At 46.5% G+C, this 25,642-nt stretch carries 24 protein-coding genes; 16 read left to right on the forward strand and 8 right to left on the reverse strand.

Annotated elements, in window-relative coordinates; translation table 11 throughout:
* The 5 genes from ACFSR5_RS18655 to ACFSR5_RS18675 all read right to left on the reverse strand — a co-directional run.
* Positions 1-587 (reverse strand): hypothetical protein (locus ACFSR5_RS18655; RefSeq protein ID WP_380905988.1); only part of this gene is annotated, 587 nt, incomplete at its 3' end.
* 1 nt (position 588) lies between these two features.
* Positions 589-1,299, reverse strand: coding sequence for a hypothetical protein (locus ACFSR5_RS18660; RefSeq protein ID WP_380905989.1), 711 nt, complete (start codon positions 1,297-1,299; stop codon positions 589-591).
* A 151-nt stretch (positions 1,300-1,450) separates the two neighbouring features.
* Positions 1,451-2,014, reverse strand: a complete 564-nt coding sequence (locus tag ACFSR5_RS18665) for a hypothetical protein (RefSeq protein WP_380905990.1) — start codon at positions 2,012-2,014, stop codon at positions 1,451-1,453.
* A gap of 19 nt (positions 2,015-2,033) precedes the next feature.
* Complete coding sequence (locus tag ACFSR5_RS18670) at positions 2,034-2,609, reverse strand: hypothetical protein (RefSeq protein ID WP_380905991.1); 576 nt, start codon at positions 2,607-2,609, stop codon at positions 2,034-2,036.
* Complete coding sequence (locus ACFSR5_RS18675) at positions 2,600-3,028, reverse strand: DUF3592 domain-containing protein (protein WP_380905992.1); 429 nt, start codon at positions 3,026-3,028, stop codon at positions 2,600-2,602. Before ACFSR5_RS18675 ends, ACFSR5_RS18670 begins: the two co-directional genes overlap by 10 nt.
* A gap of 301 nt (positions 3,029-3,329) precedes the next feature.
* Here ACFSR5_RS18675 and ACFSR5_RS18680 point away from each other — a divergent pair, with 301 nt between their 5' ends.
* From ACFSR5_RS18680 to ACFSR5_RS18740, 13 genes are all read left to right on the forward strand, one after another.
* Positions 3,330-4,391, forward strand: coding sequence for a tellurite resistance/C4-dicarboxylate transporter family protein (locus tag ACFSR5_RS18680; RefSeq protein WP_380905993.1), 1,062 nt, complete (start codon positions 3,330-3,332; stop codon positions 4,389-4,391).
* 114 nt (positions 4,392-4,505) lie between these two features.
* Positions 4,506-5,576 carry an MFS transporter gene (locus tag ACFSR5_RS18685; RefSeq protein WP_380905994.1) on the forward strand — a complete coding sequence of 357 codons (1,071 nt, stop codon included), beginning with the start codon at positions 4,506-4,508 and terminating at the stop codon, positions 5,574-5,576.
* Between the two features lie 37 nt (positions 5,577-5,613).
* On the forward strand, positions 5,614-7,830 hold the full coding sequence (locus ACFSR5_RS18690) for a molybdopterin oxidoreductase family protein (RefSeq protein WP_380905995.1): 2,217 nt from the start codon (positions 5,614-5,616) through the stop codon (positions 7,828-7,830).
* A gap of 18 nt (positions 7,831-7,848) precedes the next feature.
* On the forward strand, positions 7,849-8,415 hold the full coding sequence (locus ACFSR5_RS18695) for a 4Fe-4S dicluster domain-containing protein (protein WP_380905996.1): 567 nt from the start codon (positions 7,849-7,851) through the stop codon (positions 8,413-8,415).
* 3 nt (positions 8,416-8,418) lie between these two features.
* Positions 8,419-8,940: a QcrA and Rieske domain-containing protein gene (locus ACFSR5_RS18700; RefSeq protein ID WP_380905997.1), complete on the forward strand. Its 522-nt coding sequence runs from the start codon at positions 8,419-8,421 to the stop codon at positions 8,938-8,940.
* Positions 8,937-9,170 carry a DUF6755 family protein gene (locus tag ACFSR5_RS18705; RefSeq protein WP_380905998.1) on the forward strand — a complete coding sequence of 78 codons (234 nt, stop codon included), beginning with the start codon at positions 8,937-8,939 and terminating at the stop codon, positions 9,168-9,170. Before ACFSR5_RS18700 ends, ACFSR5_RS18705 begins: the two co-directional genes overlap by 4 nt.
* 196 nt (positions 9,171-9,366) lie before the next feature.
* Positions 9,367-9,669: a hypothetical protein gene (locus ACFSR5_RS18710; RefSeq protein ID WP_380905999.1), complete on the forward strand. Its 303-nt coding sequence runs from the start codon at positions 9,367-9,369 to the stop codon at positions 9,667-9,669.
* A 311-nt stretch (positions 9,670-9,980) separates the two neighbouring features.
* Complete coding sequence (locus ACFSR5_RS18715; protein WP_380906000.1) at positions 9,981-11,591, forward strand: fucose isomerase; 1,611 nt, start codon at positions 9,981-9,983, stop codon at positions 11,589-11,591.
* Entirely contained in the window at positions 11,588-13,162 is a 1,575-nt protein-coding gene (locus ACFSR5_RS18720) for a sodium:solute symporter (RefSeq protein WP_380906001.1), read from the forward strand. Before ACFSR5_RS18715 ends, ACFSR5_RS18720 begins: the two co-directional genes overlap by 4 nt.
* A gap of 7 nt (positions 13,163-13,169) precedes the next feature.
* Positions 13,170-14,099 carry a dihydrodipicolinate synthase family protein gene (locus tag ACFSR5_RS18725; protein ID WP_380906002.1) on the forward strand — a complete coding sequence of 310 codons (930 nt, stop codon included), beginning with the start codon at positions 13,170-13,172 and terminating at the stop codon, positions 14,097-14,099.
* A 34-nt stretch (positions 14,100-14,133) separates the two neighbouring features.
* Positions 14,134-15,408, forward strand: coding sequence for a DUF3748 domain-containing protein (locus ACFSR5_RS18730; protein ID WP_380906003.1), 1,275 nt, complete (start codon positions 14,134-14,136; stop codon positions 15,406-15,408).
* Positions 15,409-15,453: 45 nt separating this feature from the next.
* Positions 15,454-16,668, forward strand: coding sequence for a hypothetical protein (locus ACFSR5_RS18735; RefSeq protein ID WP_380906004.1), 1,215 nt, complete (start codon positions 15,454-15,456; stop codon positions 16,666-16,668).
* A 150-nt stretch (positions 16,669-16,818) separates the two neighbouring features.
* Complete coding sequence (locus ACFSR5_RS18740) at positions 16,819-17,769, forward strand: hypothetical protein (RefSeq protein ID WP_380906005.1); 951 nt, start codon at positions 16,819-16,821, stop codon at positions 17,767-17,769.
* 88 nt (positions 17,770-17,857) lie between these two features.
* Here ACFSR5_RS18740 and ACFSR5_RS18745 read toward each other — a convergent pair whose 3' ends face one another.
* Entirely contained in the window at positions 17,858-20,092 is a 2,235-nt protein-coding gene (locus tag ACFSR5_RS18745) for an ATP-binding protein (protein ID WP_380906006.1), read from the reverse strand.
* 501 nt (positions 20,093-20,593) lie between these two features.
* On the opposite strand from ACFSR5_RS18745, the gene ACFSR5_RS18750 reads away from it, so the two are divergent.
* Positions 20,594-21,100, forward strand: a complete 507-nt coding sequence (locus ACFSR5_RS18750; RefSeq protein WP_380906007.1) for a hypothetical protein — start codon at positions 20,594-20,596, stop codon at positions 21,098-21,100.
* A gap of 14 nt (positions 21,101-21,114) precedes the next feature.
* Here the strand turns inward: ACFSR5_RS18750 and ACFSR5_RS18755 are convergent, their stop codons facing one another.
* Both ACFSR5_RS18755 and ACFSR5_RS18760 read right to left on the reverse strand, forming a co-directional pair.
* Positions 21,115-22,944: a hypothetical protein gene (locus ACFSR5_RS18755; protein ID WP_380906008.1), complete on the reverse strand. Its 1,830-nt coding sequence runs from the start codon at positions 22,942-22,944 to the stop codon at positions 21,115-21,117.
* Positions 22,945-23,025: 81 nt separating this feature from the next.
* Complete coding sequence (locus ACFSR5_RS18760; RefSeq protein ID WP_380906009.1) at positions 23,026-24,156, reverse strand: MBL fold metallo-hydrolase; 1,131 nt, start codon at positions 24,154-24,156, stop codon at positions 23,026-23,028.
* Positions 24,157-24,325: 169 nt separating this feature from the next.
* On the opposite strand from ACFSR5_RS18760, the gene ACFSR5_RS18765 reads away from it, so the two are divergent.
* Both ACFSR5_RS18765 and ACFSR5_RS18770 read left to right on the forward strand, forming a co-directional pair.
* Positions 24,326-24,736, forward strand: a complete 411-nt coding sequence (locus tag ACFSR5_RS18765; protein WP_380906010.1) for an Rrf2 family transcriptional regulator — start codon at positions 24,326-24,328, stop codon at positions 24,734-24,736.
* A gap of 56 nt (positions 24,737-24,792) precedes the next feature.
* Positions 24,793-25,632, forward strand: a complete 840-nt coding sequence (locus ACFSR5_RS18770) for an SDR family oxidoreductase (protein WP_380906011.1) — start codon at positions 24,793-24,795, stop codon at positions 25,630-25,632.
* The last annotated feature ends 10 nt before the right edge of the window (positions 25,633-25,642 follow it).

The raw sequence follows: 25,642 nt of genomic DNA on the forward strand, positions 1-25,642 counted from the left end.
AGACTCGTTTCTTTATCGTTCGTGTGCGTATATTGAACCAACTGGTTTATACGTGCTTCTATTCCCAATCCCTTTAAGAATTGGTAGCGGCCACCTAGATGTAACCCAGATAAGAATTGTTTATGGTTGGCGAACGGATTTTGTATGGTAGCATTATTCGCTATAACCACTTCCGTTTTCGTTCCACCTTTTCGCGCATCTGCTTCGAGAAATAGGGCGAATTTTTCGCTATCGTACACCGCAGATTGCAGAAAAAGGCCAACATGATGTGTCATCGTTTTGGTCTGAGCTTCGAAGATAATGGTTTGATCACTAAAGTCGATTTGGCTTGTGTATTTTTGGTCAGACCGTCCATACTGATAAAGGGCTCCAAGACTAAACCGCTTGTGAAAACGGTAAGCAAACCGAGGTGTTAACTGTATGTTTTTGTTATCTATCATATTGGTGCCGTTGGTTATCAATCCGGGTTGAACCATGTTTTTGGAAAGGCTAACATCCGTAGAAAAAACAATTTTTTTGTACTGTGCACGTGCTACTCCACCGGAGAAAAGAGCGACGAGCAGAAGGAGATAGTAACTCTTTTGCATGCTATAGGCTGTAAAGAAACGAGATAAAGGAGTTGGACAACGGACTGACGAAGAGTTGAAACGAGGTTTTGTGCTCGTCGCCGGCATAATCTTTATTGGCAAACTTGTTGTGCAAGTTGGCCAGCGAATGCAGTGTAAACTGGGCGTGAACGCGTTTGGCAATACGATAAGAGGCCCCGATTTTTACATCTACGTCCAAGGCTTTCTGATCTGTTTTCCAGGTAGTGACTGTGTTCGAAAGGCTGTTCGATCCTCCATCATTCGATTGGTATTCCCGGCGAATATCGCTGCTGAATTGTATTTTTTGATAGCTTGGATTTAATTCTGCGAAGGCATTCCAACGGCTCTCACCGAACGGACGCACATAATACCGATAGAAGGCGCCAAAGCCATTGATTTTTTCGGAGAATTTGTTTTTGTTGCGCTCGATTGTGTTATACTGGTCGTATACTGTCTCTTGCAATTGGGTCTGTGCGGCCTTACTGAAGCGATAGCTGAAACCGAGAAATGCGTGTGATGAAACGCCTATACCTACTTGCGTATGAAGCTTCGGCGTTTTGAACGTTGAACTATTTGTGGTGTTCTCGTTGACTATATTACTCGTCGACGTGTTCCGATAGGCCCCGCCTATCTCGACCAATACCTTCGACTGTTGTGCATAGGTACAACAAAAATAACCTGCGGCAAGCAGGACGGTTAATAATTTCTTCATAATAACAAATTGATTTGAGGCGCAAAGATACTATATTTTCTCAATTTGTAGAATTTTTATCCTGTCGAATAGGATGCATGGGGACGGGGTGGCTATGACATCCTACTGAAGGGTAATGGGTAGTTTCATTATACCATCAGTTCGAGGTGTATCACCAAAATTTAGCATCGGGTAGCGCATAAAAAGTAGAATCTGCAGCTTTTTGCCAAGGTGCCTGATGGAATTTCCAGCACGCGTCCACGTTGTCGAACCGCTTCTCCATATTCATGCTGCCCCAGGGATAATAGATCGGATAGACGTGGCCGTCGGATCCGGTTAGGTGACCGAAAAGAATCGGCGTGGAAAAACCAGAGACGCCATTTGTATACTGTATCGCTTTTTCGAGCGTAAGGAGCGTGCCAGCAGGGAAGGATAGTATCTGTTGGAGGTCGAAGCTGCCGCTCGCCTGCCCCTCTGCAAGGGATGGCCAGTTGGGATGAAGGCTGTCGGATAGCAGATAAGAATATGCGCTGTTCGGGATTGCTTCGTTTTGCTCTTGAAACAGAACGACATCCCGGGTTAGGGATACGGTTTTTCCCACCCAGGTATCGAAAGGCGGGTAGGTGTCCAACCGGCTGGATTTTGTTTTTGTGGTGACAAAAAGAAGGAGAAGAAAAAGGCCAGCTCCGCCGATAATGACCAAGATGAATATTCCCATGATTTTTTTTGTTTTCATTGCGTTGCTTTTGTCGTGGCTATTGCTCGTTTTGCTGTCGTAAGATCTCTATGGCTCGCGTCAGATCCCGTTCGATCGGTGCCAACACCGCCGGATCTACCTCTAGGAGCAACTGATAGGGCTGCAGCACGGCCTGCTGGTCGTAAAAACTCAAATAAGCCATGACGGTGCGATTATCCCAATAAAAATCATAAAGTATAGCGAGACCGGTGTCGGACGTTGCTTGATAGGCAGCAAGGTCGTGCAGAAGGGCAAGCATGGGTATTATTTCCGTGTAGTTCTCGCTGAAGAACAGGACAGCGAATATCCACTGTGCCCTGGTGGAATCGTAACGCTCGAGGCATCCGTTGCGCGGGTCGTTGAGCAACTGATCGAATACGGCTCGGCGTGTGGGCGTATTGTACGCAGGTATGCGATCGAGATCACGCTTTCCGTACATTTCCCGGGTTTGCCACCATTCCAGCCAGGGGCCGGAGAGGGAATGAAGATTCGGTCTTTCTTGAAAAAACCGCTGCAGGCTATCCGCGGCGATCTGTACAGAAACATAAAGTGTGTTATATTCCGACATGGTATCTGTTTGTATGATTAAAGCCATCCATATTTGAACAGGAAGTATCCAGCGCCTAAAAGAAACATAGGCCATCCGAGGATGAACAAAATATTGCTCCCCAGATAGATGCCCCAAAAGGAAATAATCCGTGCATGTTGTGGATTTCTTGGGCTATAGACAATAGCGATGTGTTCTCCGATTGCATACGCAGGTGGGTTAGAACGCGCATTGGGAACGTAGGTGGTTTCTTTGCCGTTGACCTCGTAGGCCAGTAAGGGAGCATATAGGATTGATGTGCTATTTCTACTGTTTGACTCGAACGATAAATTGTCTCGAACCACTGCATGGGTTTTTATGCCGTTTTTTAGGAACTGCCGTGATGTCGCGAACAGGCGTACACCGAAAACCAGTAAGATCAATCCTAAGAGAACAAGCATGCCGTGAATCATATCTGCCATTTTCATGTCGTTAGTTTGTGCATACGATGTGATGGCCGGATTGCTAACCGGACGCATTCTGTGGGTAAAGATCGGTAAATCGCCAAACAATCGCTAAAAAATGGGTGCTGCCAATCATATACAATATGTTGACATATTGAGCTAACTTGCTGATTGACGTTAGATTAGGTATTTTGATGCAAGACCAAAAATGTCGCTACGATTATGCTGGATTTATTTCTAAAAACGTACAACTATTGCTTTTTTTATATGTTATATTCGTATAGTATTAACCATCTATACCTATGTTGCTTAGAGAACACTAACGATGAACGCACTACAACAACGGATAAAAGTTCTGCTGCCCGCTTATTTTGCTATGGTGATGGCCACGGGTATTATATCGATCGCTTGCCTTCTGGTGGGGTTTAGCCTGTTGGGACAGTTGTTGTTTTACGTCAATTTGATTTTTGCAACTGGACTGCTGGGAGCCTTTTTATATCGATTTGTCGTGTACCGGAAAGAGCTGATCAAAGACTTTAAGAGCTATCAGCGGGGGCCGGGCTTTTTTACCTTGGTAGCGGCATTATGCATTATTGGCAATCAATTCGTACTTTTTGGTGGCTATATCGGGATGGCGGTCAGCATGCTTGCGTTGGCCACGCTCTTTTGGTTTGTGATTGGTTACGGTTTTTTCTTTAACATTACCGTGACCGACGATAAGAAGCCACTGAAAGACGGGATCAACGGCACGTGGCTTGTCATTATCGTATCAATACAAGGGCTGTCGGGACTGATTTCCCTGATTTGGGAACATTTGGATCGAAAGGCAGAGGTGTATTTGTTTGTGGCGCTGTGTCTGTTTTTGCTTGGCTGCGTTTTTTATATCTATTTCATGTCTTTGATCATCTATCGGATCTCGTTTTTCCCCTTAAATGCCATGGAATTTGGAGCGCCTTATTGGATCAATATGGGGGCAACTGCGATTTCCACGCTATCGGGGTCGCTGTTGATCCTGCATGGGCAGGATATTTATTTTCTCCATGAAGTGAGGCCGTTCCTAAAGGGATTTGTGTTGTTATTTTGGGCGGCAGGGACGTGGTGGATTCCTTTGTTACTCTTGTTAGGGGCTTGGCGACACCTGATCAAAAAAGTGAAGGTGCCGACCACAGCTGATGGGTATGATCCAACGTACTGGGCGATGGTATTTCCCTTGGGCATGTATGTGGTGAGTACATGGCGTCTGAGTGAAGCGCTTCAGATTTCGTTTTTGAAAATAGTACCTACTGGATTTATATATGTAGCGTTGTTCGCTTGGGCGGCTGTGATGATCGGATTTATCCGGCAAGCTTACCGTATTTTTATACAGCATAGGATGCCGAAACCGTGAGTGATCGAGTACATGTGCTGCGCTTGAAAAAGATCGCAAAAAAGTAAAACCGGAAGGCCAATCTACGTGTTGTATGTATAGATAAGATAACGTGAAAACCTAATACTTAATGCCATGTCTACCTCGAAACTCATAGATGGCAAAGCCTTTTCGATTGCCTTAGCGGCGACGCTATTTACGTTGATGTTGATCCTCGTCGGCTCGAGAAGGTTGCAAAATTTCGATGCTGCGCTAGTGGCCTATCTTTTTGGTACATTGTTCGCCGTGTTTGGTATTGTGTACCGTTATACGGTCTGGATACAGCGCCCACCTACCCGCGTGTATTTTATGAGTAGTTTCCGGACACTCTTTTCGAAGGAAGGGGCGCGTTTTGTAGGGTACACCTGTACGGATTTTGTGCGTCATATTGTGTTTCAACGATTTATTTTCAGACGTGGGCCGAAGCGAGGCATCGCGCACTTCCTGATGGCGGTCGGCTGTACAATGGCGTTTGCCATCACGATCCCGTTAACCTTTGGATGGATACATTTTACACTGGTGCCTGATTCGGGACTCGATCCGTCTGCTCCGGAAATATACACGGCTCATTTTTTCGGTTTTGCGGTCATGGACTTTCCCGTGAAATCTATTATCGGTTTTTTCACGTTTGGGGCGCTGAATTGGTGTTCGTTGCTCGTCATTATCGGTGCGACGTATTTTTTACAAAAACGATTGCGGCAACCGGGGCTGATTGCTACGCAGACATTCGAAGGTGATATCTTGCCTCTTTTGTTACTTATACTTGTATCCTTGACCGGATTGGGGCTGACACTGGACTACGAATTTATGCAGGGCAGGGCGTATGCGTTTATGGCGGTGACCCATGCATTTTTTGTGATTGTGTTTTTGATCTGGATGCCTTTTGGCAAGTTTTTCCATATTATACAACGACCGGCCCAGATTGGTGCGCATATTTATAAGGAAGCTGGAAAAGCGAAAGGTATGCAGGTGTGCAAATGGACAGGCAAAGAATATACTACGCAGTTGCATGTGAACGACTTAAAAAAAATAACCAAAGAAACGGGGTTTGACTTGGAAAACGAATCGGGCGACTCGATTTTGGATTATAGTCCGGAGGGTAAGCGTGACCTGTTGGCCATTGCGCATTTGAAAGCAAGGGAGGCCTCGGGCGAATTTTTTGGTTAACATACGGCGATTTAGAGACATTTAGATATCCATTTTCATGGCAAAACTACCCCTACCTGTACAGCAGATCATCGACCAATTTGGTCCGACACTTCATTTTCCGGAACCCGAGGGCATCGTGGGACGGGACGAACCTGATCGCGTGGTAGAAACGCACTGTTGCTTTTGTGGAATGCAATGCGGTATAAAACTGCTTGCAAAAGATAATCGGGTAGTGGGCTTTGAGCCGTGGATGGAATTCCCATTCAACGAAGGACGGTTATGTCCCAAAGGTGTACAGCGGTATATGCAGGACAACCATCCTGACCGTTTGACGACACCACTGCTGAACAAAATGGGGGTGGGTTACGTGCCTAGCTCTTGGGATGATGCGATGGAACATACGGTAGCAGAAATACAACGGATCCAGGCGACTTACGGACGTGACGCCTTCGCGATGCTGTCTGGGGTATCCTTGACGAATGAAAAATCGTATATGGTGGGTAAATTTGCCCGAACGGCATTGCGTACAAAAAATTTGGACTACAATGGACGTCTGTGTATGGTATCGGCCGGAGCCGGTAACAAAAAGGCATTCGGGCTTGACCGCACGTCCAATAATTATACGGATTTGGCGCATGCCGAAGTGATTATCGTGACTGGTGCCAACGTATCGGAAACATTCCCAACGCTAACCTATTGGCTGTGGCAGGCGAGGGACAACGGCGCCAAAATTATTGTAGTGGATCCGCGGATGATCCCGCTAGCACGGACTGCAGATATCCATTTGGATATTCGTCCGGGAACGGACTCGGCTCTTTTCGGGACGATCTTGAATTATATGGTCCAGCATGACATGCTGGACCATGCGTTCATTGCCAATCATACTTCGGGTTTTGAAGAGACAATTGCCGCGGTGAAGGACTATACCTTGGAGTGGGGGGCCGAAATCACAGGTGCGAAGAAGGAAAAGATCGAAGCAGCCGCCAAACTTTGGGGGAAAGCATCTACATCATTCCTGTTGCACGCTCGTGGTATAGAGCACCATACGAAAGGTGTAGAGAATGTATTGAGCTGTATCAATATAGTGCTGGCTTCTGGCCGGATTGGAAGACCTTATTGCGGTTATGGAACAATTACCGGACAAGGAAACGGACAGGGCGGTAGAGAGCACGGGCATAAATGTGATCAACTGCCTGGAAACCGGGATATCGAAAATCCGGAGCATCGCCAGTACATAGCGGATGTTTGGGGGATCGACGAGAAGGACCTGCCGGGTAAAGGACTCTCTGCTTACGAAATTATTGAGGCGATTCACCGGAATGAAATCAAGGGGTTAATCTCTATTTGTTTCAATCCGCTCGTGTCCCTGCCGAACAACAACTATGTCCGTGAGGCGCTGGAGAAACTGGAGTTTTACGTTGGCATAGACTTTTTTATGAGCGAAACCATGCGGCATTGTGATGTGATACTGCCCGGATCTTTACACGAAGAGGAAGAGGGTACAGTGACTACGGCGGAAGGACGTGTGGTGCGGATCCGAAAGGTGGTTGAACCGCCCGGACAAGCTCGAGCGGACTCGGATATCCTTATGGAACTTGCGCGAAGGCTGGGAGCGGGCGATAAGTTTGCGTTTGCAGACAGTGAGGCCGTGTTTAATGAGTTGCGCGTGGCCTCGAAAGGGGGAACAGCGGATTACTACGGTATCACTTACGAGAAAATCGAAAAAAATATGGGCGTTTTTTGGCCATGTCCCGACTTAGACCATCCTGGTACACCGCGTCTTTGGGAAGACCGCAAGTTTAAGACTCCCGATGGACGGGCTCATTTTAACCCTGTACAATACCATCCCAGCATGGATCCGACCGACGATGCTTATCCAGTGATTCTGACAACCGGTCGGGTGGTATCGCAATATTTGAGTGGAACGCAGACCCGGCGCATTGGCAAACTGGTGCAACAGTTTGCCCAACCATTTCTGGAGATCCATCCGATGCTGGCGGATAAGCTGGGGATACAACAGCATGAAGAGGTACAGGTAATCACAAAAAGGGGGGAGGCTACCTTTCCGGCCAATATTGTGGAAACCATTCGGGAGGATACGGTCTTCATTCCGTACCACTGGCCCGGCAGGAAGTCGGCGAACCAACTGACCAGTGGTTTTCTGGACCCGATATCTAAAATTCCAGAATTTAAAGTGAGTGCCTGTCGATTGGTGCCGACGGGCAAAATTGCGGACGTGACGAAGGAAGCAATCGATTATAAAAGTGTTTAACAGCTAAATAACGAACATATGATCCCGTACTACAATTTGCAAGAAGAATTTTTCGTGGATATGCAGCGCTGTATAGGTTGCCGCGCTTGCGAAGCGGCCTGTGCCGAATGTGAAACCAATGGACAGGAGTCTATGATCCACGTGAATTACGTGAACCGAAGTGCCAGCATACAGACTACCGTTCAGGTATGTATGCATTGTGAAGATCCGGTATGTGCGAATGTATGCCCAGCGGATGCAATCAGTAAAGATGAATTTGGTGTAGTACATACCGCGAATACCTCCCGGTGTATCGGTTGTTCAAATTGTGTGGTGGCGTGCCCCTTTGGGGTGCCTAAAAAAATGGAATCTTACGACCTGATGATGAAGTGTAATATGTGCTATGACCGCACAAGTGTGGGTAAAAAGCCTATGTGTGCGACGGTATGCCCAAGTGGTGCACTCTTTTATGGGACTCGGGAAGAGATCGCTGCAAAACGTCCAAATTCTAGTCCGGTGAACACGTTCCTGTTTGGAAGGGAGACGGTAAAAACGAAGGTGAATATCATGATGCCAAAAGGAAGTGAAGAACTTCGGGTATTGTAAGCAATGCGTATTATTTCTTTGATTATGAGTAATGAGGATAAACACTGGAAACGGGACTTTCCGATCAACCGATCCGACGCAAACCAGGTAACTCGACGGGATTTTGCCCGTATCTTGGCCGTGGTATCGGGGGGAATGGTCGTCGGAAACGGCGCCATTGCGGCACGGGCTTTTTTTTCCAAGGACAATGAGGTGCAAACGAAACAGCAGGTGTGTACGATCCGGGATATTCCTGTTGGCGGCACAAAATCGTTTGTTTTGGAGCATAGCAGTATTCCCTATATTTTGATACATACCGAAGACGGTCAGTATTTTTCGTACGAGCAGAAATGTACGCATTTGTCTTGTGCGGTCTATTATAAACCGGGAACCGGTAAAATAGAGTGCCCGTGCCACAACGGCTGGTTCGACGTGCAGACTGGCGAAGTGCTGCAGGGTCCTCCTCCCAGACCGTTGAAGAGGCTCGATGTAATCATTGAAGGGGAAGATATATTTGTGCAACAACCGAGAAAGGAACAGGGATGAGTAATTTTAGAACAGGACAAGAGCAAGCGCACCCCAAGAAAAAGACGATGATCATGTCGACACTGATCGTGGTGCTGCTGGTCAACCTACTGATACAGATATGGTTGTTGTATACGGCACTCAATAACGCGCTAGACGGTTATCCAGAAGTAGCATATAGCACCTTCTTTGCATCACTGGTGTTGTTTTTATCTGGCGCCATCTGGTTATATTTTCTGCCTAGAAAATAGATGTAGGTAGGCTTCTGTCTGAGGAATAGTGCACTAAATAGCATGTACGGAGTCCGCGGGGCCATTACGTGACATGGTGCGCCTGTACATGAAAACGAGCACGGCTGCGGCATGGGCTGGAGATAAAGGGACGCATGTTGGAGGAATATATCGGATAATACAGGGAGCACGTTGATTAAATAACTATATTGCTGCTATGAATAGAGAACGGGCGCGAAGACACTTGCAATTTTTGGAGAAACAGGTCCTGCCAACCATCATCGGAGAAACATTTATCTATGCAAAATCTAAATCGGGCAGGAAACGTAAACAAGGATCGGTAACGTTGCTGATTGAGGCCGCGGAAAAAATGGAAGCGTACGCGCAGCAAAATAAAGATCTGGTAGAATTATATGCATTAGCAACCGGCAAGTCGGTACACCTCTGCTATCACTTTCCGTACGAATCTGTGGAACGGGATGTCCAAGAAATGATTGATGTGCTGCATGTGATCCGCTAACTATCTTAGGTGATAATCTCCAGGTGATTGTTACGGCTCTGCTTTTAGGCTTTTCAGTATATCTGTGCCGCCGCTGATCACGGCGGCACGCATGATACGGATCGTCGTGTCTAGGCTTTTAAGCGCGACTCCAAATTAAACACCTCGGGTCTACGTCGAGGTGTTCGCATGCTCACCTATACGATATAAGCGAGATGGGAGTGGTGAGTGCACTATTTATGACAAGATGTTGGATTTTTTGGAAAAGTTATGCGGGAAATGCTCCTCCTTTCTGTTGCATATTTGTGTACCAAATATAAATCAGAAAGCAAATGGAAAATCAAACAGCCTTCCTTGTATCTAGCGGTGATTTGCGGCCATCAGCAAACTTAAGTTGCTGGGCAGCGCAGCAGGCGATGGAAGGGCAGCTAACGAAAGCATTCGAACGGCAAGGGTGGAAGATAAACCGCGCCCATCACGAGCGTCCCGAAAAAGGTCATGGTTTCATCGACTACCAATTTTACGGCATTGAAGTGTTTAAAGGAATAAATCCGGACGCTCCATTGGTGATAGCCGAGAGTGTTTGGCAATATAGTCATCACGTTCTAGCCGGTTTGTTAAGTCATCGCGGCCCCATTCTATTAGTGGCCAATTGGGATGGAACATACCCGGGGCTCGTCGGTGCGTTAAATTTGGTTGGCTCTATGGTTAAGGCCGGTGTGGCACATAGTTTTCTGTGGAGTGTAGATTTTACGGACGACTTTTTCGAGCGAGGGTTGCAGCAATGGTTGGAAACCGGAACAATTGTCCATGATCGTTCTCATGTGCGCCACTTTAATACCGCGGCGCTAACACCAACGGAACAGCAAACCATCGACGTATTTTTAGCGAAGCTAAAACGGGATAAAGTGGTCATGGGGGTGTTTGATGAAGGTTGTATGGGCATGTTCAATGCTATTTTTCCAGATCATCTTTTGCATCCGCTTTATTTTTTTAAAGAGCGGCTGAGTCAGTCGACCTTATATGCAAAGATGTTAACGGTTTCCGACGAAGAGGCCGAGCAGGTGGTACAGTGGTTATTACGTGAAGGTATGACATTCCATTGGGGACAGGCAGAGGACACCGAGTTGACAAGACGACAAACGCTCGAGCAATGTAAGATGTATATTGCTGTTCTGCGGTTGGCCGACGAATTTGGTTGCAACACCGTGGGAATACAGTATCAGCAAGGGTTAAAAGAGCTTACGCCAGCGAGCGATCTGGTGGAAGGACTTTTAAATAACACCCATCGTCCGCCGGTGTTCGACGAACGCGGTAAAGAGCTATATCCGGACGAAGCCTTGCCGCATTTCAATGAAGTCGACGAATGTGCGGCTGTCGACGGATACGTTACCTATCACTTGTGGAGAACGCTTGGCCTCGAGGGAGACAATACCTTACACGATTTGCGCTTTGGCGAAGATTTTCTTATCGATGGACGGAACGAGTTTGTTTGGGTATTCTTGATCTCCGGCGCTGCGCCAGCTTCGCATTTTAGGGGAGGATATCACGGTGCAGAAAGTTTGCGGCAGCCACCTATGTTTTTTAAACAGGGAGGAGGCACGTTACGCGGCATTAGCAAGCCCGGTAGAATCGTTTGGAGCCGTGTTTACATTCAGGACGATGCCGTACATTGCGATATTGGAACAGGGAAAGTGGTGGAACTTCCGCAGGAAGAAACAGAACGGAGATGGCAGATGACCAATCCGGAATGGCCGATCATGCACGCGGTGTTAGACGGCGTATCCCGAGATCAGATGATGAGCCAGCATAAAGCGAATCATATACAGGTGGTTTACGTTGCAGAATCGCACGATCTGCAGTCGGTGATGCGAACCAAAGCTGGTGTTTTAAATGCTTTGGGCGTTCAGGTGCATATCTGTGGTGAAGCATTGGGGCTATGAAAAATTTGCCTGTCATTGATGTCCTGATTATTGTAGCCTATTTGGTGGGCATGGTGCTGGTCGGCGTTTATTTTGCGAGACGCAACAAGTCGGCAGATGAGTACACACGTGCCGGGGGGCGTATTCCGGGGTGGGCAATCGGTATTTCCATCTACGCGACGTTTTTAAGTTCAAATACATTTCTCGGTGTTCCGGGAAAAGCCTATGGTGGAAATTGGAACGCCTTTGTCTTTAGCTTATCCATGCCGCTAGCCGCCTGGTTGGCTACAACGTATTTTGTACCCTTCTACCGAAGTACAGGGGAGGTGTCGGCTTACACGAACCTGGAAAGGCGCTTTGGTACGTGGGCCCGTACCTATGCGGTGGCTTGCTTTTTATTGACGCAACTTGCACGTATAGGCTCTATTTTTTTCGGTATCTCGCTTACGCTACAAGCGTTGACCGGATATGGTATGGAAGTGATCATGGTCGTAACGGGGATATGTATTGTCGTTTATACGGTTATGGGGGGCATTGAAGCGGTTATATGGACGGAAGTGGTGCAAGGCATCCTTAAAACGGTCGGTGCCTTGATCATCATTTATTTAGTCGTACGGGAAGTGCCCGGTGGTATCCCGGAAATAATTTCGCAAGCAAATACGGTGGATAAATTCAGCCTGGGAACTTTCCAGCTTGATTTTGTGCATTCTAGTTTTTGGGTGGTGCTGTTGTATGGCTTTTTTATCAACCTGAACAATTTTGGGATGGATCAAAATTATGTGCAACGTTACCATACGGCGACATCGGCACGAGAAGCCAATAAGTCGGTATGGCTCTGTGTGTGGATCTACGTTCCGGTATCGCTCCTTTTCTTTTTTATTGGAAGTTGCTTGTTCGTTTACTATGAGGCGCATCCCGAAATTATTAATGGCTTAAAAATACAGGCGGCAGCCGAGCGCTTAGGACTTGCGGCAACGGATAAGCAGGTTATTGCGTTGGCGGACCGGTTGACCGCGGCAGATTATGGAGACAAAGTCATGCCGCATTTTATGGTCGAAATGATTCCTACCGGATTGTTGGGGTTGATCGTTTCGGCTATTCTTTCCGCTGCGATGAGTACCATCAGTTCTGGAATGAATGCGTCGGCAACGGTGTTTACCGTGGATATCTACGAACGGTATATCCATCGGAAAAGCACACCTAGAAACAGCTTGAAGGTCCTATATATGGCTACGGTTTTGGTCGGTATTTTAGGCATGTGCTGTGGTATTGCCATGATTGGTGTCAAGAGCTTATTAGATATTTGGTGGACCTTATCCGGGATCTTCGCAGGGGGAATGTTGGGGTTGTTCCTATTGGGGATTCTTTCCAAGAAAGTAACGAATGGAGCGGCGATGATGGGGGTGAGTGTAGGCGTCTTAGTGATTTTATGGATGTCGCTTTCCTCGTTGATTCCAGCAGAAATGGACTACCTAAAGTATCCTTTACACGCGAATATGATTATTGTCATCGGTACCTTAACCATTTGTTTAGTTGGTTTAGCGTGGACCAAGCTGACCGGTGTAAAGGGTATCCAACATTCGAAAAATTAACGTAAAAATGAAAGATAAAAAGAAATTTATTCCTGTAATGCTCATGCCTTTCCACCCGGATCAGTCCATAGATTATCCAGCGTTGGACCGTTTGATCGATTTTTATTTAGACAGCGGTGCAGGTGGGCTTTTTGCCAATTGTTTATCGAGCGAGATGTATTTCCTCTCCAAAGAAGAGATGATGCATTCTGTGCAACATATCGTGGACCGTGTAGACGGAAGGGTTCCTGTTGTTGCGACCGGCTCATTTGGATCGACTGTGGAGGAGCAAGCGGCAGCGGTACGTGCGATTTACGCAACGGGGGTGTCTGCTGTTATTCTGATTTCTGGCTTATTGGCGGCAGAATCTGCTTCGGAAGCTGAATTTCGGGACAACGTATTTCAGTTGCTGGAATTAACGCCGAATATCCCAGTTGGGTTCTACGAATGCCCCATTCCCTATAAGCGGGTTATTTCTGCGCAGCTGTTGGGTGAATTGGTGAACACCGGTCGTGTTACCTATCATAAAGATACTTGTTTGGATATCAGCTTGGTAAAACGTAAACTTGAAGCAACACGGGAGGAAGGGTCATTCGGTCTCTATGATGCTTATATGGTGCACGCAGTGGATTCTCTTCGTGCTGGCTCGGCCGGACTTTCCTGTATTCAGGGAAACTACTTTCCGGAGTTGGTGGTTTGGTTGTGTGCGCATTTCGATGATACAGAAGCAGCTGAATACGTCGGGGAGGTGCAGGATTTTTTCCGCAGGAATATGGACGTTATGCACGATACCTATCCGGCGAGTGCTAAATATGTGCTGCAGAAAAGGGGCCTAGACATGGGGTCGACGTGCAGAAACGGAAGTGTGGTGCCCGACGGTACGGTGGCCGCCGCATTGGATCGTCTATTGGAAGATGCAGAAAACCTACTGGCGAAGCTAGCTGTTCATTCGGCATAAAAGCAGGCTCTTCACCGGAATAAAATTGAAGCTCGTGGATACACAAAAGCAACCTACGCGTTCCATTGTGACGCTTACGCACACTCCGCACGGACATACCTTGCATCATAACCGGATTTTTTCGAAGGATGGACAGTGGTTGGTATTTGACGGACGAAATGAGGAGACCAAGATTGGTGAAACGTCGCTGATCGGTATGGTTCATGTTCGGACAGGCGAAGAGCGGGTACTCTACACGACGGATAATCCATCCTTGTTCGGGCCGGGCGTAGGCGCTGCGTCATTCAGTCCGACACAGGATCGCGTGGTATTTATTCATGGATTAGTAGACGCAGATGAGACCAGTCCGTATGCGATAGGCCGACGTACCGGTGTGGCGGTGGATATTGAACAGCCTCAGCAACCTATTTACTTGGACGCACGCGACGTTAGCATACCGTATACCGCGGGAACCCTGCGAGGAGGTACGCATGGTCATTGTTGGAGCGGCGATGGGCGGTTATTGAGCTTTACGTACAACGATGAGCAAGTAGAGCCTGATTTACGTGTTGTCGGTGTGCTGGTGCCCAGTGAAGCCGATATGTCCGTGGATGAGGTCAAAGGCAATCAGCGGGGAACGATGTATGCCGCGATTGTTTCGGATGTTGTTGCAGATCCTCGACCAGGATCCGATCAGATACAAAAGGCGTTCGATGAATGCTGGGTTGGCGAACATGGCTACATTCAGGCTGATGGAAGTTGCGTTCCCTACGCGGTTGCCTTTCAGGGGAATACGGTCGACAAAGACGGGGCGTCGGTGACCGAAATCTTTATCGTGGATATAGACGTCGAACAGATCAAAGCTGATGTTGGGGCGGTCGGAAGAAAGGGAGAACGCCCAAGCGTACCACATGGCATACGCCAGCGTCGATTGACCCATAGCGGCGGTTTCTCTACTTTACGCTATTGGCTCCGCTCCAGTCGGGATGGCCAATATATTTTCGCGTTGATGAAAGATGTACAATTGTACAATCAGATCGTACGATGTGACGTGCTCAGCGGCGAAGTCGTCTTTGTCACACAACTTACCTCGTCAATATCTTCTCCGTTTAATGTGGATCAAGAAGGTGTTTTGTTTGTTTTTGTTGTTGATAACAAAATCGTTGTATTTGATTATTTAAATGATAACTACATCTATTTAACAGATGAAATGCATGGTTTGGTCGGTGCCCCGTCCTTCTCGCCGGACGGAACCACGGTGGTATTTAATCAATTCGTCCGGTCGGACAATGGCCATTCCTATATTCAAATTAAGCAGGTTAGCTGCTAAGGGCATCTCGTGGGCTTAATGGGGAATGTGGCTAACTACCCAATTTTGGATAGATTTTTGCAGGCTGTGGCTATGGTAAAAAAAGGGTGGCCGTATGGAATATTCCTGCTGCTTGTATCTGGTCAGATTAATGCCCAACAGGTGGACGGTATGTTGGATAAACAAAGACGGAAAACCCGGGAAGTTTTAGCGGCGTGTATAGCGAAGGTGGGCGATCAATTGACGGATACCTCGCGTTCCGCCGTGCAGCAGTTTGCCCTTTTCGCTCCCGTACGTGATTATGTAAGCAGCGACCAAGCGAATTATATCAAGATTCGCACACGGTACCTACAGGAGCTCGAGCCTCCGCCGGAAGCCCTTACACGTCTGACGTACACCGCGCTCCCGGATACGAATTTTGTAGCAAAGCTTTTTCTCAATGCCACCTACGCGGCGGTCACACTTTCCACTTGTTTGAAGGCGGAAGAAATCACAGGCGTTGTTCAAGGAATAGTGCAGCCTCAGCTATTTCAGTCATTCGGAATCAGTGCGTTGGAATCTAACGTTGCTTACGTGTTCGGTCGGCAAATCTTTGCCAAAAAATTGTCGGAAACCGCATGGCAGATCTGGTCGGCAAATAGGGCCTATGGATTCCGTTTTACGATTGACCTGCGTGAGCATGTGGTCAAGGATATAGCCTATTCCGCTTATATGGATCCCGCTTACATGCAAGCAAATTTGTCCTTCGTTGACCGTCGCACCGCTTACGGCTTAGAGCAACTCTACTTGGCGTTGGAACGCACGCGTTGGAATAGCTTCTCCTTCGACCTATTGCGTACTGATGGCGCGGACGCTTGGCAAGATACAGTTGATAGGAAGCTAGGCGATTATTATCAGCGTCATCAGAAGGCCTTTGTAAAGGCACGTCGGGCTGTTTTGGAACGGCTGTCTAGAGAGAAGGAAGAGCCGTCAAAAAGCTGGAATATCGTAGAGAATGTGGACACAGCCTCGTTTAAAGGAACGTTGACACCTTACGCCATACACCCGGACGAGATGGCTTGGCAGCTGTTTTCCCACTCGAATGGATTGGCACGCTTTCAGGTGGATGTGGAAGAGATTGGAAAAAATGCCCTAGTCGGTTTTATAACAACGGCACATCGTGAAAGGGAGAACCGTTGGCATGTCCAGTCTCTGGCATATTCCTTGGGTTTTGCGTATGTATGGGACATCCAGACAGGAGTCGTGTCGGAATTCAAGATGCTGAAGAGAGCAAGCTTGTAATTCCACGCATGCCTGTCTTACGGTGTCCAAATGAATCTTTCTAAAAAAGCTTGCATAAATCCGTTGTATTTTTTATATATTTACAAGTAAGATGTTCATTTTCAATGGATGTAGATGAACCGAACGACCTGTTAATTATAGATTATGCCTGTGTCCAAGACCGCTGTTATACTTCGACGATTTATCATCACGTGTGTTGTCAGCGTGTTATTGCTAGGACTTGGGGCTTGCTCGAAAGAGGAGCAGTCGGTCGCTTTGATCGCTGATAGCCACCGTGAAATAACCGCACATTCTGGATTCGCACAGGCATTGGTTGTTCTGGCGAACGACTGGCGGGTGGATTATGTTCGGAACTCGACAACAGGCGAGATGTTGCTGGATAGCAGCGGGAAAGAGATGTCGTTGATGACGCCCGGTACCAGCGAGGTGGCTGGAGGATGGATCGGCGTGCGGAAAACGGAAAACAGTGACAGCTTATCCATTTGGATGAAAGAGAACTTCTCGAAAACGCCTTTGTCCATTACCATTGGATTGTATGCCAACGGGCAGACGGATCAGATTCACATCACACAATATCGGGGGAAAAGTTATAAACTCGTCAAAAAAATTGTCGAGGAGGTAGAAGGATCAAAAAAGTTTATAGAAAGCACGGAAGGCTGTATCCCGATAACCATAACGAATCCAAGTCCCGACGAGAAATTCTTAAGTATCTCCAATATCTTCAAAGATGTAGAGGGCACCTCGACGTTTGAAAGCGCTGATTACGGGGCATTTGATTGGATCGACAACGAACAGCAAGTATTGATGATGATGCAATTGATGAAAGACGAGGCTGTCGTATGGCACGCTCCTGTACCGTATGCGGAAGGAACAACAACGACTCCTTATATCACGGAGCAGGGGGCAGAATCATCACATATGTTGGCGGTGCGTCCTTTCGGAAGCGTAGATTTGGAGGGGCGTATGACCTATGGCGAGCGGATATGTCGGTATGAATTTACTATTCAGAACGAGGATACGGGATATGTTTTCGATGTGACTGGGTATTGGACACAGCGTGTTCCACTCGTATCGCATACCATTATCAAGCGGGTATATTAACTGAGCTAACGGAAACCCTAAGATGTACAGTGGACGAGGTGCAGTTGCGTGACGGTCTATGTATGGGTAATAAGCCTGTCATGATCTCCTATTCGGAATAACTGCTTAATTGCAGTAGTTCTTCCGGGATATCGGCATTTGGAAAAGACAAATATATAGATGTACCTACCCCGAGTGTGCTGGATACGTCTATCTGTGCTTCCAAACGCTCTACAATGCGTTTGACAATCGCCATGCCTACACCTGCCCCCTCGAAGTCGACTGAATTGGACAGGCGTTTGAAGACCTCATAGATCTGAGAAAGTTCATTGGGGTGAATACCGATGCCATTGTCGGCGATGACGTAGATGACAGCACCGTCTTCAATGAAACTATCGATGCGGATTTGAGGTTTTTCGGCTTTGCTGCTGTATTTTACGGCATTGCTGACTAGATTACTGAAAAGTTGATAAAGAAGCGTCTTTTCGCCGAAGACGGGGAGTGGGTTACCCATCTGGATCGAATCCGGCGTGACTTGGTACCGATGGCTGCAACTTTGTACGATGTCGGCAAGGATACGGGACATGTCCACCCATTCGGGCGTATACTGATATACTTTTGCCCTGGAAAATTCCAAAATCTTATTCATCATTCCTTCCATATTGCTTACGGCATCCAGAATGTTGTCTGTTCCCTTAAGGACAATCGGATGTTCGGAACCTAGTTTCTGCTGAAGGAATTGCGCCATCAGTTTGATGGATGCCAGTGGGTTTCTCAAATCGTGCGTAACCGTATACGAATACGCATCGAGGGCATTGTTAAGTTGAATAAGTTCCTCGTTAAGTTTCGTAAGTTCGTCGGACCGCTGAAGCAAACTGTCGCGAACGACCTGTCGTACTTGTTCCAATGCATTTATCTCCATGGAATTCCAGGGGATACACGTTCCGTATACGGACTGTTTCCAAGCTTGGAATGATTGTCTTGGAGACGGCGTGTAAACTTGACGGGTATCGTCATAACGCATAATCTTTTCGGGGCGGCCTGCCCATTCTTCTTCGATGACGACTTCATTCCGAAAGACGTAGACGCTAAAAGTTTGGCTAGCATCCATATCGATTCGACAAAAGCCTGCAAAGGGAATGCTAAACCCGAATGCATCACCGTGTTCCTGATTGAACTGGTGGTTTTGGTAGACTGCTTGTTTGTGTGTTATGGCGCTGACATAGGTATGCAGTTCATTGACCAATTTGCTGTGTAACTTGGTTTTGAATACGACGGTCCGATCGGGGTGCACGATGGCGGCGCCATCAGCCTCCACCAATTCTAGAAGATCTGGAAGCGTAGTCGATAATGCTTGAAAAACATTGTTGTTCAGCAAGATGTTTTCCTTTATTTTAAGTTCTAGTGCAGCAACTCGCTTGCTGAATTCCAACGCGCGTTCTTTTACTAATGTGAGGTGCCGGTTTGCCGTAAATTCGGTCAAGAATAAACACAACGTTCGTTCCATATGATCCACATGTCTTTCTTGACTATGCTGACAGGCAACTAGTCCCCAAAGCTTGTCTTCTATAATAATCGAGAAACTGAGGCTGGAACGCGCCCCGGCATTTTCTAAATATTGTAAATGCACGGGTGACAATGCCCGTAGATTGCACCCCGATAAATCAAATTCCAACTGTTTCTTGCCGAGTATCGGATACGTTTCGGCGTGTATATCGGATGTTTGACGTGCGTGATGTTTAACGTATAGCGCTCGCGCTTGCTTGGGTATATCGAATTCGGGGAAGCGAAAACCATGATAGGAGCTGGCGTCAGGGATTTTGCTTTCCGCTATAACCTGACCACTTTCGTCTTCCAGAAATTGGTAAATCATGACCCGGTCGTATTTCGTTATCTCCCGGATGTTCGTACATAAGGCCTCCCACAATTCGATACCCGCTCGGTTAATACGTTTAGAGTACGATGAGAAGTTGAGTATCTGTGGTAATACCGCATTTTTTTCTTCGAATTCCAGATAAATATAGTCGTCTTGACGGTATATCCTGACGGTCACGAATTTATCCTGAAAGTTGGTTTCCAAAATCTCCTTGGTCTCCGTTGATTCGACGTATCGTTGTACCAATTCAGTCACCGGTACGCTGTCGGTAGGCGAACAATGTTTGACAAAATCAAAAATAGAACGTCCTAAAAATTGTTCAATGGAAGGAGAGAGCCATTGTTGACAATTGGAGCTTATGCCCACAATATGAAGATCCTGCGATAGTACAATAAGTTTTCCGAATTGCTGTATACGGCCAATTAAATGGATCGGTTCGTCTTCGCAAAGGATTTCGGTTGCTGCCATAAGCGTTGTTTGTAGTTAAATGTACGCTTTTTTTTTGGTATTCCACGCTTCATGCGTTTTATTGCGTGGTAAAATAGGGAAGTACGAATAAACGAGAGCCTTCGTGCAGCGTTGTCGGCGACTTCGTGTATGGGGCGTTACTGTAGGATGATATCCGGCGATTCATTGGATGCAACGTGTCGCTGTCAGGCCGAAACCGATAGCAGTTAATCACTTCGTGCTGAAGAAATGGTTTGGCGGAGGATAGCAGTTTATGGGCAATCGCTTCGTTTTTATTTACAGGCGAACAGGTTGATTCTTATATCTACGTAAAAAATGGAAATAAAATTTTACACGAAGCAAAACAAGTGAAAGATTTCGTCGTTATTACTATAACGCCAAATCTTCTAGCCGATACATGATCCTATCGCGTACGTTATAATACGATGTTGATTTTTGCTTGAGGATCCGTTGAAATAAGCGAGGATGAGCGGGGAGGTAACACATTAATCTAGTACTATTATGAAATGGGATTATAAGCTTAATTTATACCGAAATTATTTCGAATCCACGTATGGTTTGGTCAACTTGCAGTTTTCGGAAAATATAGACAAGCTTCTGGTACGCAACGAAAGCCTACGCGCTGGCCGCCGAGAACTCTATCTTTCTTTCCTACGGGATCATTATCCGCAGGACATTGGTCTGGAAATAGCGCAGTACGACCGCATTGTTTCCTCATTATTTTTGGTGGATCGCCACCGGGCGCAGCAAATCTTCGATCGCTTGCAGATTCGTCTTTTACAATCGGATATCTGGATAGAGGATGAAGACACTATTTTCCGGGCACTGAAAATGGATGAACGGGACGTGCTCCATCAGCTTGACCGGACGCTGACCGAATGGGTGACGGTTAATGTCCTGCCTCAAGAGACGCTTGGATATCCATATATTTGGTTAGACCTTAGCCAGTTTAGTGAGGAGTTGATTGCGAGTGATGTGTATTATAGTATCTTACAGTCGGCCTCGTAGGTGGTTTTGTTGTTTTACAGACCGATTTTCTGAATAAAATCGTCCAGGTCACTTTCTTTCGATAGACCAAGTTTTTGTTTGAGTCGGTACTTGAACATTCGTACGCTTTGTGGTTCAATATGAAGCGCTTGTGCGATCTGTTTTGTGTTCATTTTAAGGTGTATGTATGCACAGTATTTTAAATCTAATCCAGTCAATTTTTGTACCGCGTGCGCTGTAAGCTGATTGAAAAAATTAGGGTGTAATTTCTGAATCTGCTGTTTGATATCTTCGAAAGTTGCGGTATGCAGAAGATCCTCTTTAAATAATTTGTTAACTTGCGCCGGGTTGCTTCCTTTTAAGGAGGCGTGGATCTGCTTCAGCATCTCGTTTTTCTGTTCAAGGAGCAACGAGTTGGCTAACGCTTCTTTTTCCAATTGTTGTCGTTTCCACTCTAATAGCTCTTGTTCTGCTTTTAACCGCGCTTGTTCTTCCTTCTCTATTTGTACCTGTAGGAAGGCCCGCCGTTTCGCATCTTCTTTCTCTCTCTCCATCTTTTTTTCGCGTTCTTGGGCATAACGTAATCTAAAGTGATAGGTTGTAAATAACCCGATGGAGCTTAAAAGTAAGGCGATTGCGATGCCCCCGTATAGGAAGTTCTGTCTTCGGCGAAAGTCTGCAATTTCCGTAAGGTAGGCTACTTGCTCATTTTTTTTATCGGTTTCGTATTGAATTTCCAGCTTTTGTGCATAAAGCAGTTGTTCTTGATCAACAATCTTTTGCTGCAGGCTTTCCGATCGCCGCTGAAAGGTGTACGCTGATCGGTAATCGCCTTTGGCAAAGGCCGCCTCACCTAGAGCTTGGAAAAGACGATGTTCTTGTTTGTAAAGAGGCTGTTCACTTTTTTGAACCACGTTAAGCGCCTGTTGAAGAAGCTCTTCAGCTAGACGTGTGTCTCCCTCTTTTTTTGCAAAATCACTCTTGATGCCGTAAATGTTGATCCATTTTTCGGGCGATGCCTGTTTTTTTTTAAGCAAATCTTCCACGATGGTAAGATATATATTGGCTTTTTTTTTCCGATTTTCGACAGGACCTTCCGCGTATTCGAGAAAATAATTTGCAAGATTGACACATGTGATCGCGTAGGTGTTTCCACTAACGGCATTGCGATGATTACGTTGTATCAAGAACGAACGACGAAGACAGGCATAGATACTGTCCCGTGTGGAGGTCTGCCTACGTTCTTTGAAAGTTGTCGTGTACATGCTGGCCAGGCCGTTGTTGGCATTGGCTAATAAATTAGGTTTTTGAAGTGCATGTGCGATATTCATACACTTTCGGATATATTTCTCCATGTTGGGCCGGTTGTCCCATTTGCTATACGCACTGTATAAGATGTAATTTAAGTGGTACTCGGTGTCGAGATCCGTCATGCCGTTGTCGATATACGTTAAACCATGAAGTGCATCTCTAATGGCATCGCCGGGTTTATCGAGGTAGTTATTTAAGAATGCGCTTGCGCGGAAGGCGACTGCTTTTGCTTTTCTGCTTTGGGCATATGCCATGCTTAAGTCGAGCTTCTTCTTGCCCGCGACTAAACTGTCTTCCGAAACTAAAATACCACTTTGATGTGCATATAAATACGATAAGTCGTCGCCTGTATGTGTCTTCTGTTGTATCTCCACAGCCAATAATGCCAACGCTTCGTTTGGTTTATTTGCGAATTGTAGTCGCTCGACGCTATCCAAAATATTGGCCACACGTGTATTCCATGTTTGCGCAATACCGTTACGCGCCATTGAAAACCAACAAATCATGCCGAGCAACATGATGCTTACTGATCTCCCTTTTGCCTGTACCATCATGCAAAATAGGAAATTATTTGTGACAAATGCCGTGCTACCTTGCCGAATGCATAAAAAATGCAACTAGAATAAGCCGGTGGGTCAATCGTGCTGCCACCAAGGGCTGAAGGTCTGCGTGCTATCTGCCAAAAACACGACCTCCCCAATTTTTGGTGTCATCAGCTGAAAGTTATTATTTTTGGACGCTTGAACGACTTTCTCCATGGGTTCATACCACGGATGACGAGCCAATGCGTATTTCGAATGGTGTACGGTCAATACGTTTTTGGGAGAAAGTTCTTCTATTGCTTGGATTAAATCGTCGGGCATCATGTGTATGTAACGCCAATCTTCATGGTATTGGCCATTTTCTAGGATAGCTAAGTCGATAGTGCCAAACCTACGCTTGATTTCTTGAAAATGTGTATCGTATCCTGTGTCGCCGGATAATAGTATGTTTCCGAATGGACCTTGTACCATAAATCCCGACCATAGTGTCTGATTAGCGGTCAGCCCACGTCCAGAAAAATGCCGAGCTGGCAGCGCAGTTAACTGCATCGTGTCGTTTATCGTGCAGTGCTGATACCAATCTAATTCGTGTATCTTTGCAATCGAAAATCCCCAAGAAGCAAGGTGTGCGCCAACGCCTAATGGGCAAACGACCTTTCTTACCCGATCTTTAATCAATATCATCGTTTCGTAATCAAGATGGTCCCAATGATCGTGCGTAATCAGCAAAACATCAATCGGGGGAATATCCTCCGGCCGGTATAACGAAGTGCCCGGAAACGTTTGGTTGATAAATGATAACGGTGAGGCGGAAACCAAGACCGGGTCTACCAAAATTCGTTGACCATGTAAATGTGCATATAAGGACGAGTGTCCCAACCATACCAACAAATCCTTGTCGAGGGGAAGGTCGTTAAAATCCGTTTTAATAACCGGAATGTCCCGCCGTGGAATTAGGTCTGGGACGTCGATAGTTAGGAATTCCCAAATGCTGGTGAGCCTGGATTTGTCAGTAGCCATTATGGGCGTGTTTCGTTGATTTTGGAACTGTCCATCCCGGTAATTGGGTGATTGTTGAATGCGCGCTGCATGCGCCTGATCGGGAAGACTACCGAAAGCAGGACTGCGCAAAAATAGAAAACTGCCAATAAACACGACAATACATAGGCCAACGCATGCAAAACCTACCACTCGGATCCATCGTTTTGTTCGAGATGTCATCATAGTCACTCTGTTTAATTCCATGCCCACGTGCATGTTGTCACAAATATAAACGTACGGCAGGATATGGATTGATGAATGCAGAAAATAGACACCGGTATGACGAAACTGACGGAATTAATAGTAATAAAGATTATTACAATTAAAAAATAGCTGTATCTTTGTTCCCGAGATGAACAACACAAGGTTTGCGACGGCTATGCACATTTTGACGTTACTGGCTGACCAGCCGGGAGTCTGGTTGAGTTCCGAATTTATCGCGGGGAGCATTAATGTGAACCCTGTCATGGTGCGTAAGGAGTTAATCCATTTGAATGAGATGGGTTTGGTCGAAAGCCGCAAAGGAAAAGAGGGGGGCAGTGCGTTGCGGAAACCAAGTGAGGAAATTTCCTTAAAGGACGTGTATTTGGCGGTAAAAAATACCGAAGTGCTGGGCAAGAAAAACCAGCGGACAAATCCAAAATGTCCGATAGGCAAACAGATGAATGAGAAACTGGGAAACTTGTTTTCCGAAACAGATGATTTGGTACTTAAGTTTTTACAGGAACAAACGCTGGCCGATTTCGTGAGCAAGTTTCATTAGGATTTTTTTTGGATTAAAATGTAATATATTTTGTTACAATATATAGATATATAGTTATGAAAATTGGAATAACAGGAGCTACTGGACAGCTAGGCCGTTTAGTAGTCGGTAAATTAAAAGAACGTGTACAGACTGTTGAACTGGTCGCTTTGGTGCGTACACCGACCAGTGCTGTAGACCTTGGCGTAGAAACGCGCGCATTCGATTATAATGCTCCGTTAGCTTCGGCGTTGCAGGGAATCGATTATTTGTTACTGATTTCAGGTAATGAACTTGGTAAACGTGCGGAACAACATGCGCGTGTACTGGATGCAGCAAAGGAAGCGGGCGTAAAATGGATCGTATACACGAGCTTGCTTCACGCCGATCGTTCTTCATTAAGCCTAGCAACAGAACATATATTGACCGAAAAAGCGCTAACCACGTCTGGCATCCCATTTACTATCTTACGTAATGGTTGGTATACCGAAAATTATACAGCATCGATTCCAGGGGCGGTTCAGGGAGGCGCTTTTCTTGGTAGTGCGGGAAATGGACGTATTTCGTCTGTCGCTCGTGCAGACCTTGCAGAGGCTGCTGCCGTTGTCCTGACAACGGGTGAGCACAGGGGCCGTATCTATGAATTGGCATCCGATCAATCCTATACGTTGACAGATTTAGCTGCTGAATTGTCGAAACAGACCGGTAAATTAATTCCATACCACGACTTAAGCGAGGCGGATTATGCAGCTGCCTTGGTCTCGGCCGGATTGTCTGAAGAGCTGGCACAGGCATTTGCTAGTTTCGATGTAGGTGCTTCAAGGGGCGATTTATTTGACGATGGAAAAGAATTATCTGCTTTGTTAGGTCGTCCGACGACACCGCTGGCAGATGTTGTTCGACAGGCGCTCGTGTAAGGAACTGCCA

Origin of the sequence: Sphingobacterium suaedae (assembly GCF_042684625.1) — a bacterium.
Classification (GTDB): Bacteria; Bacteroidota; Bacteroidia; order Sphingobacteriales; family Sphingobacteriaceae; genus Sphingobacterium; species Sphingobacterium suaedae.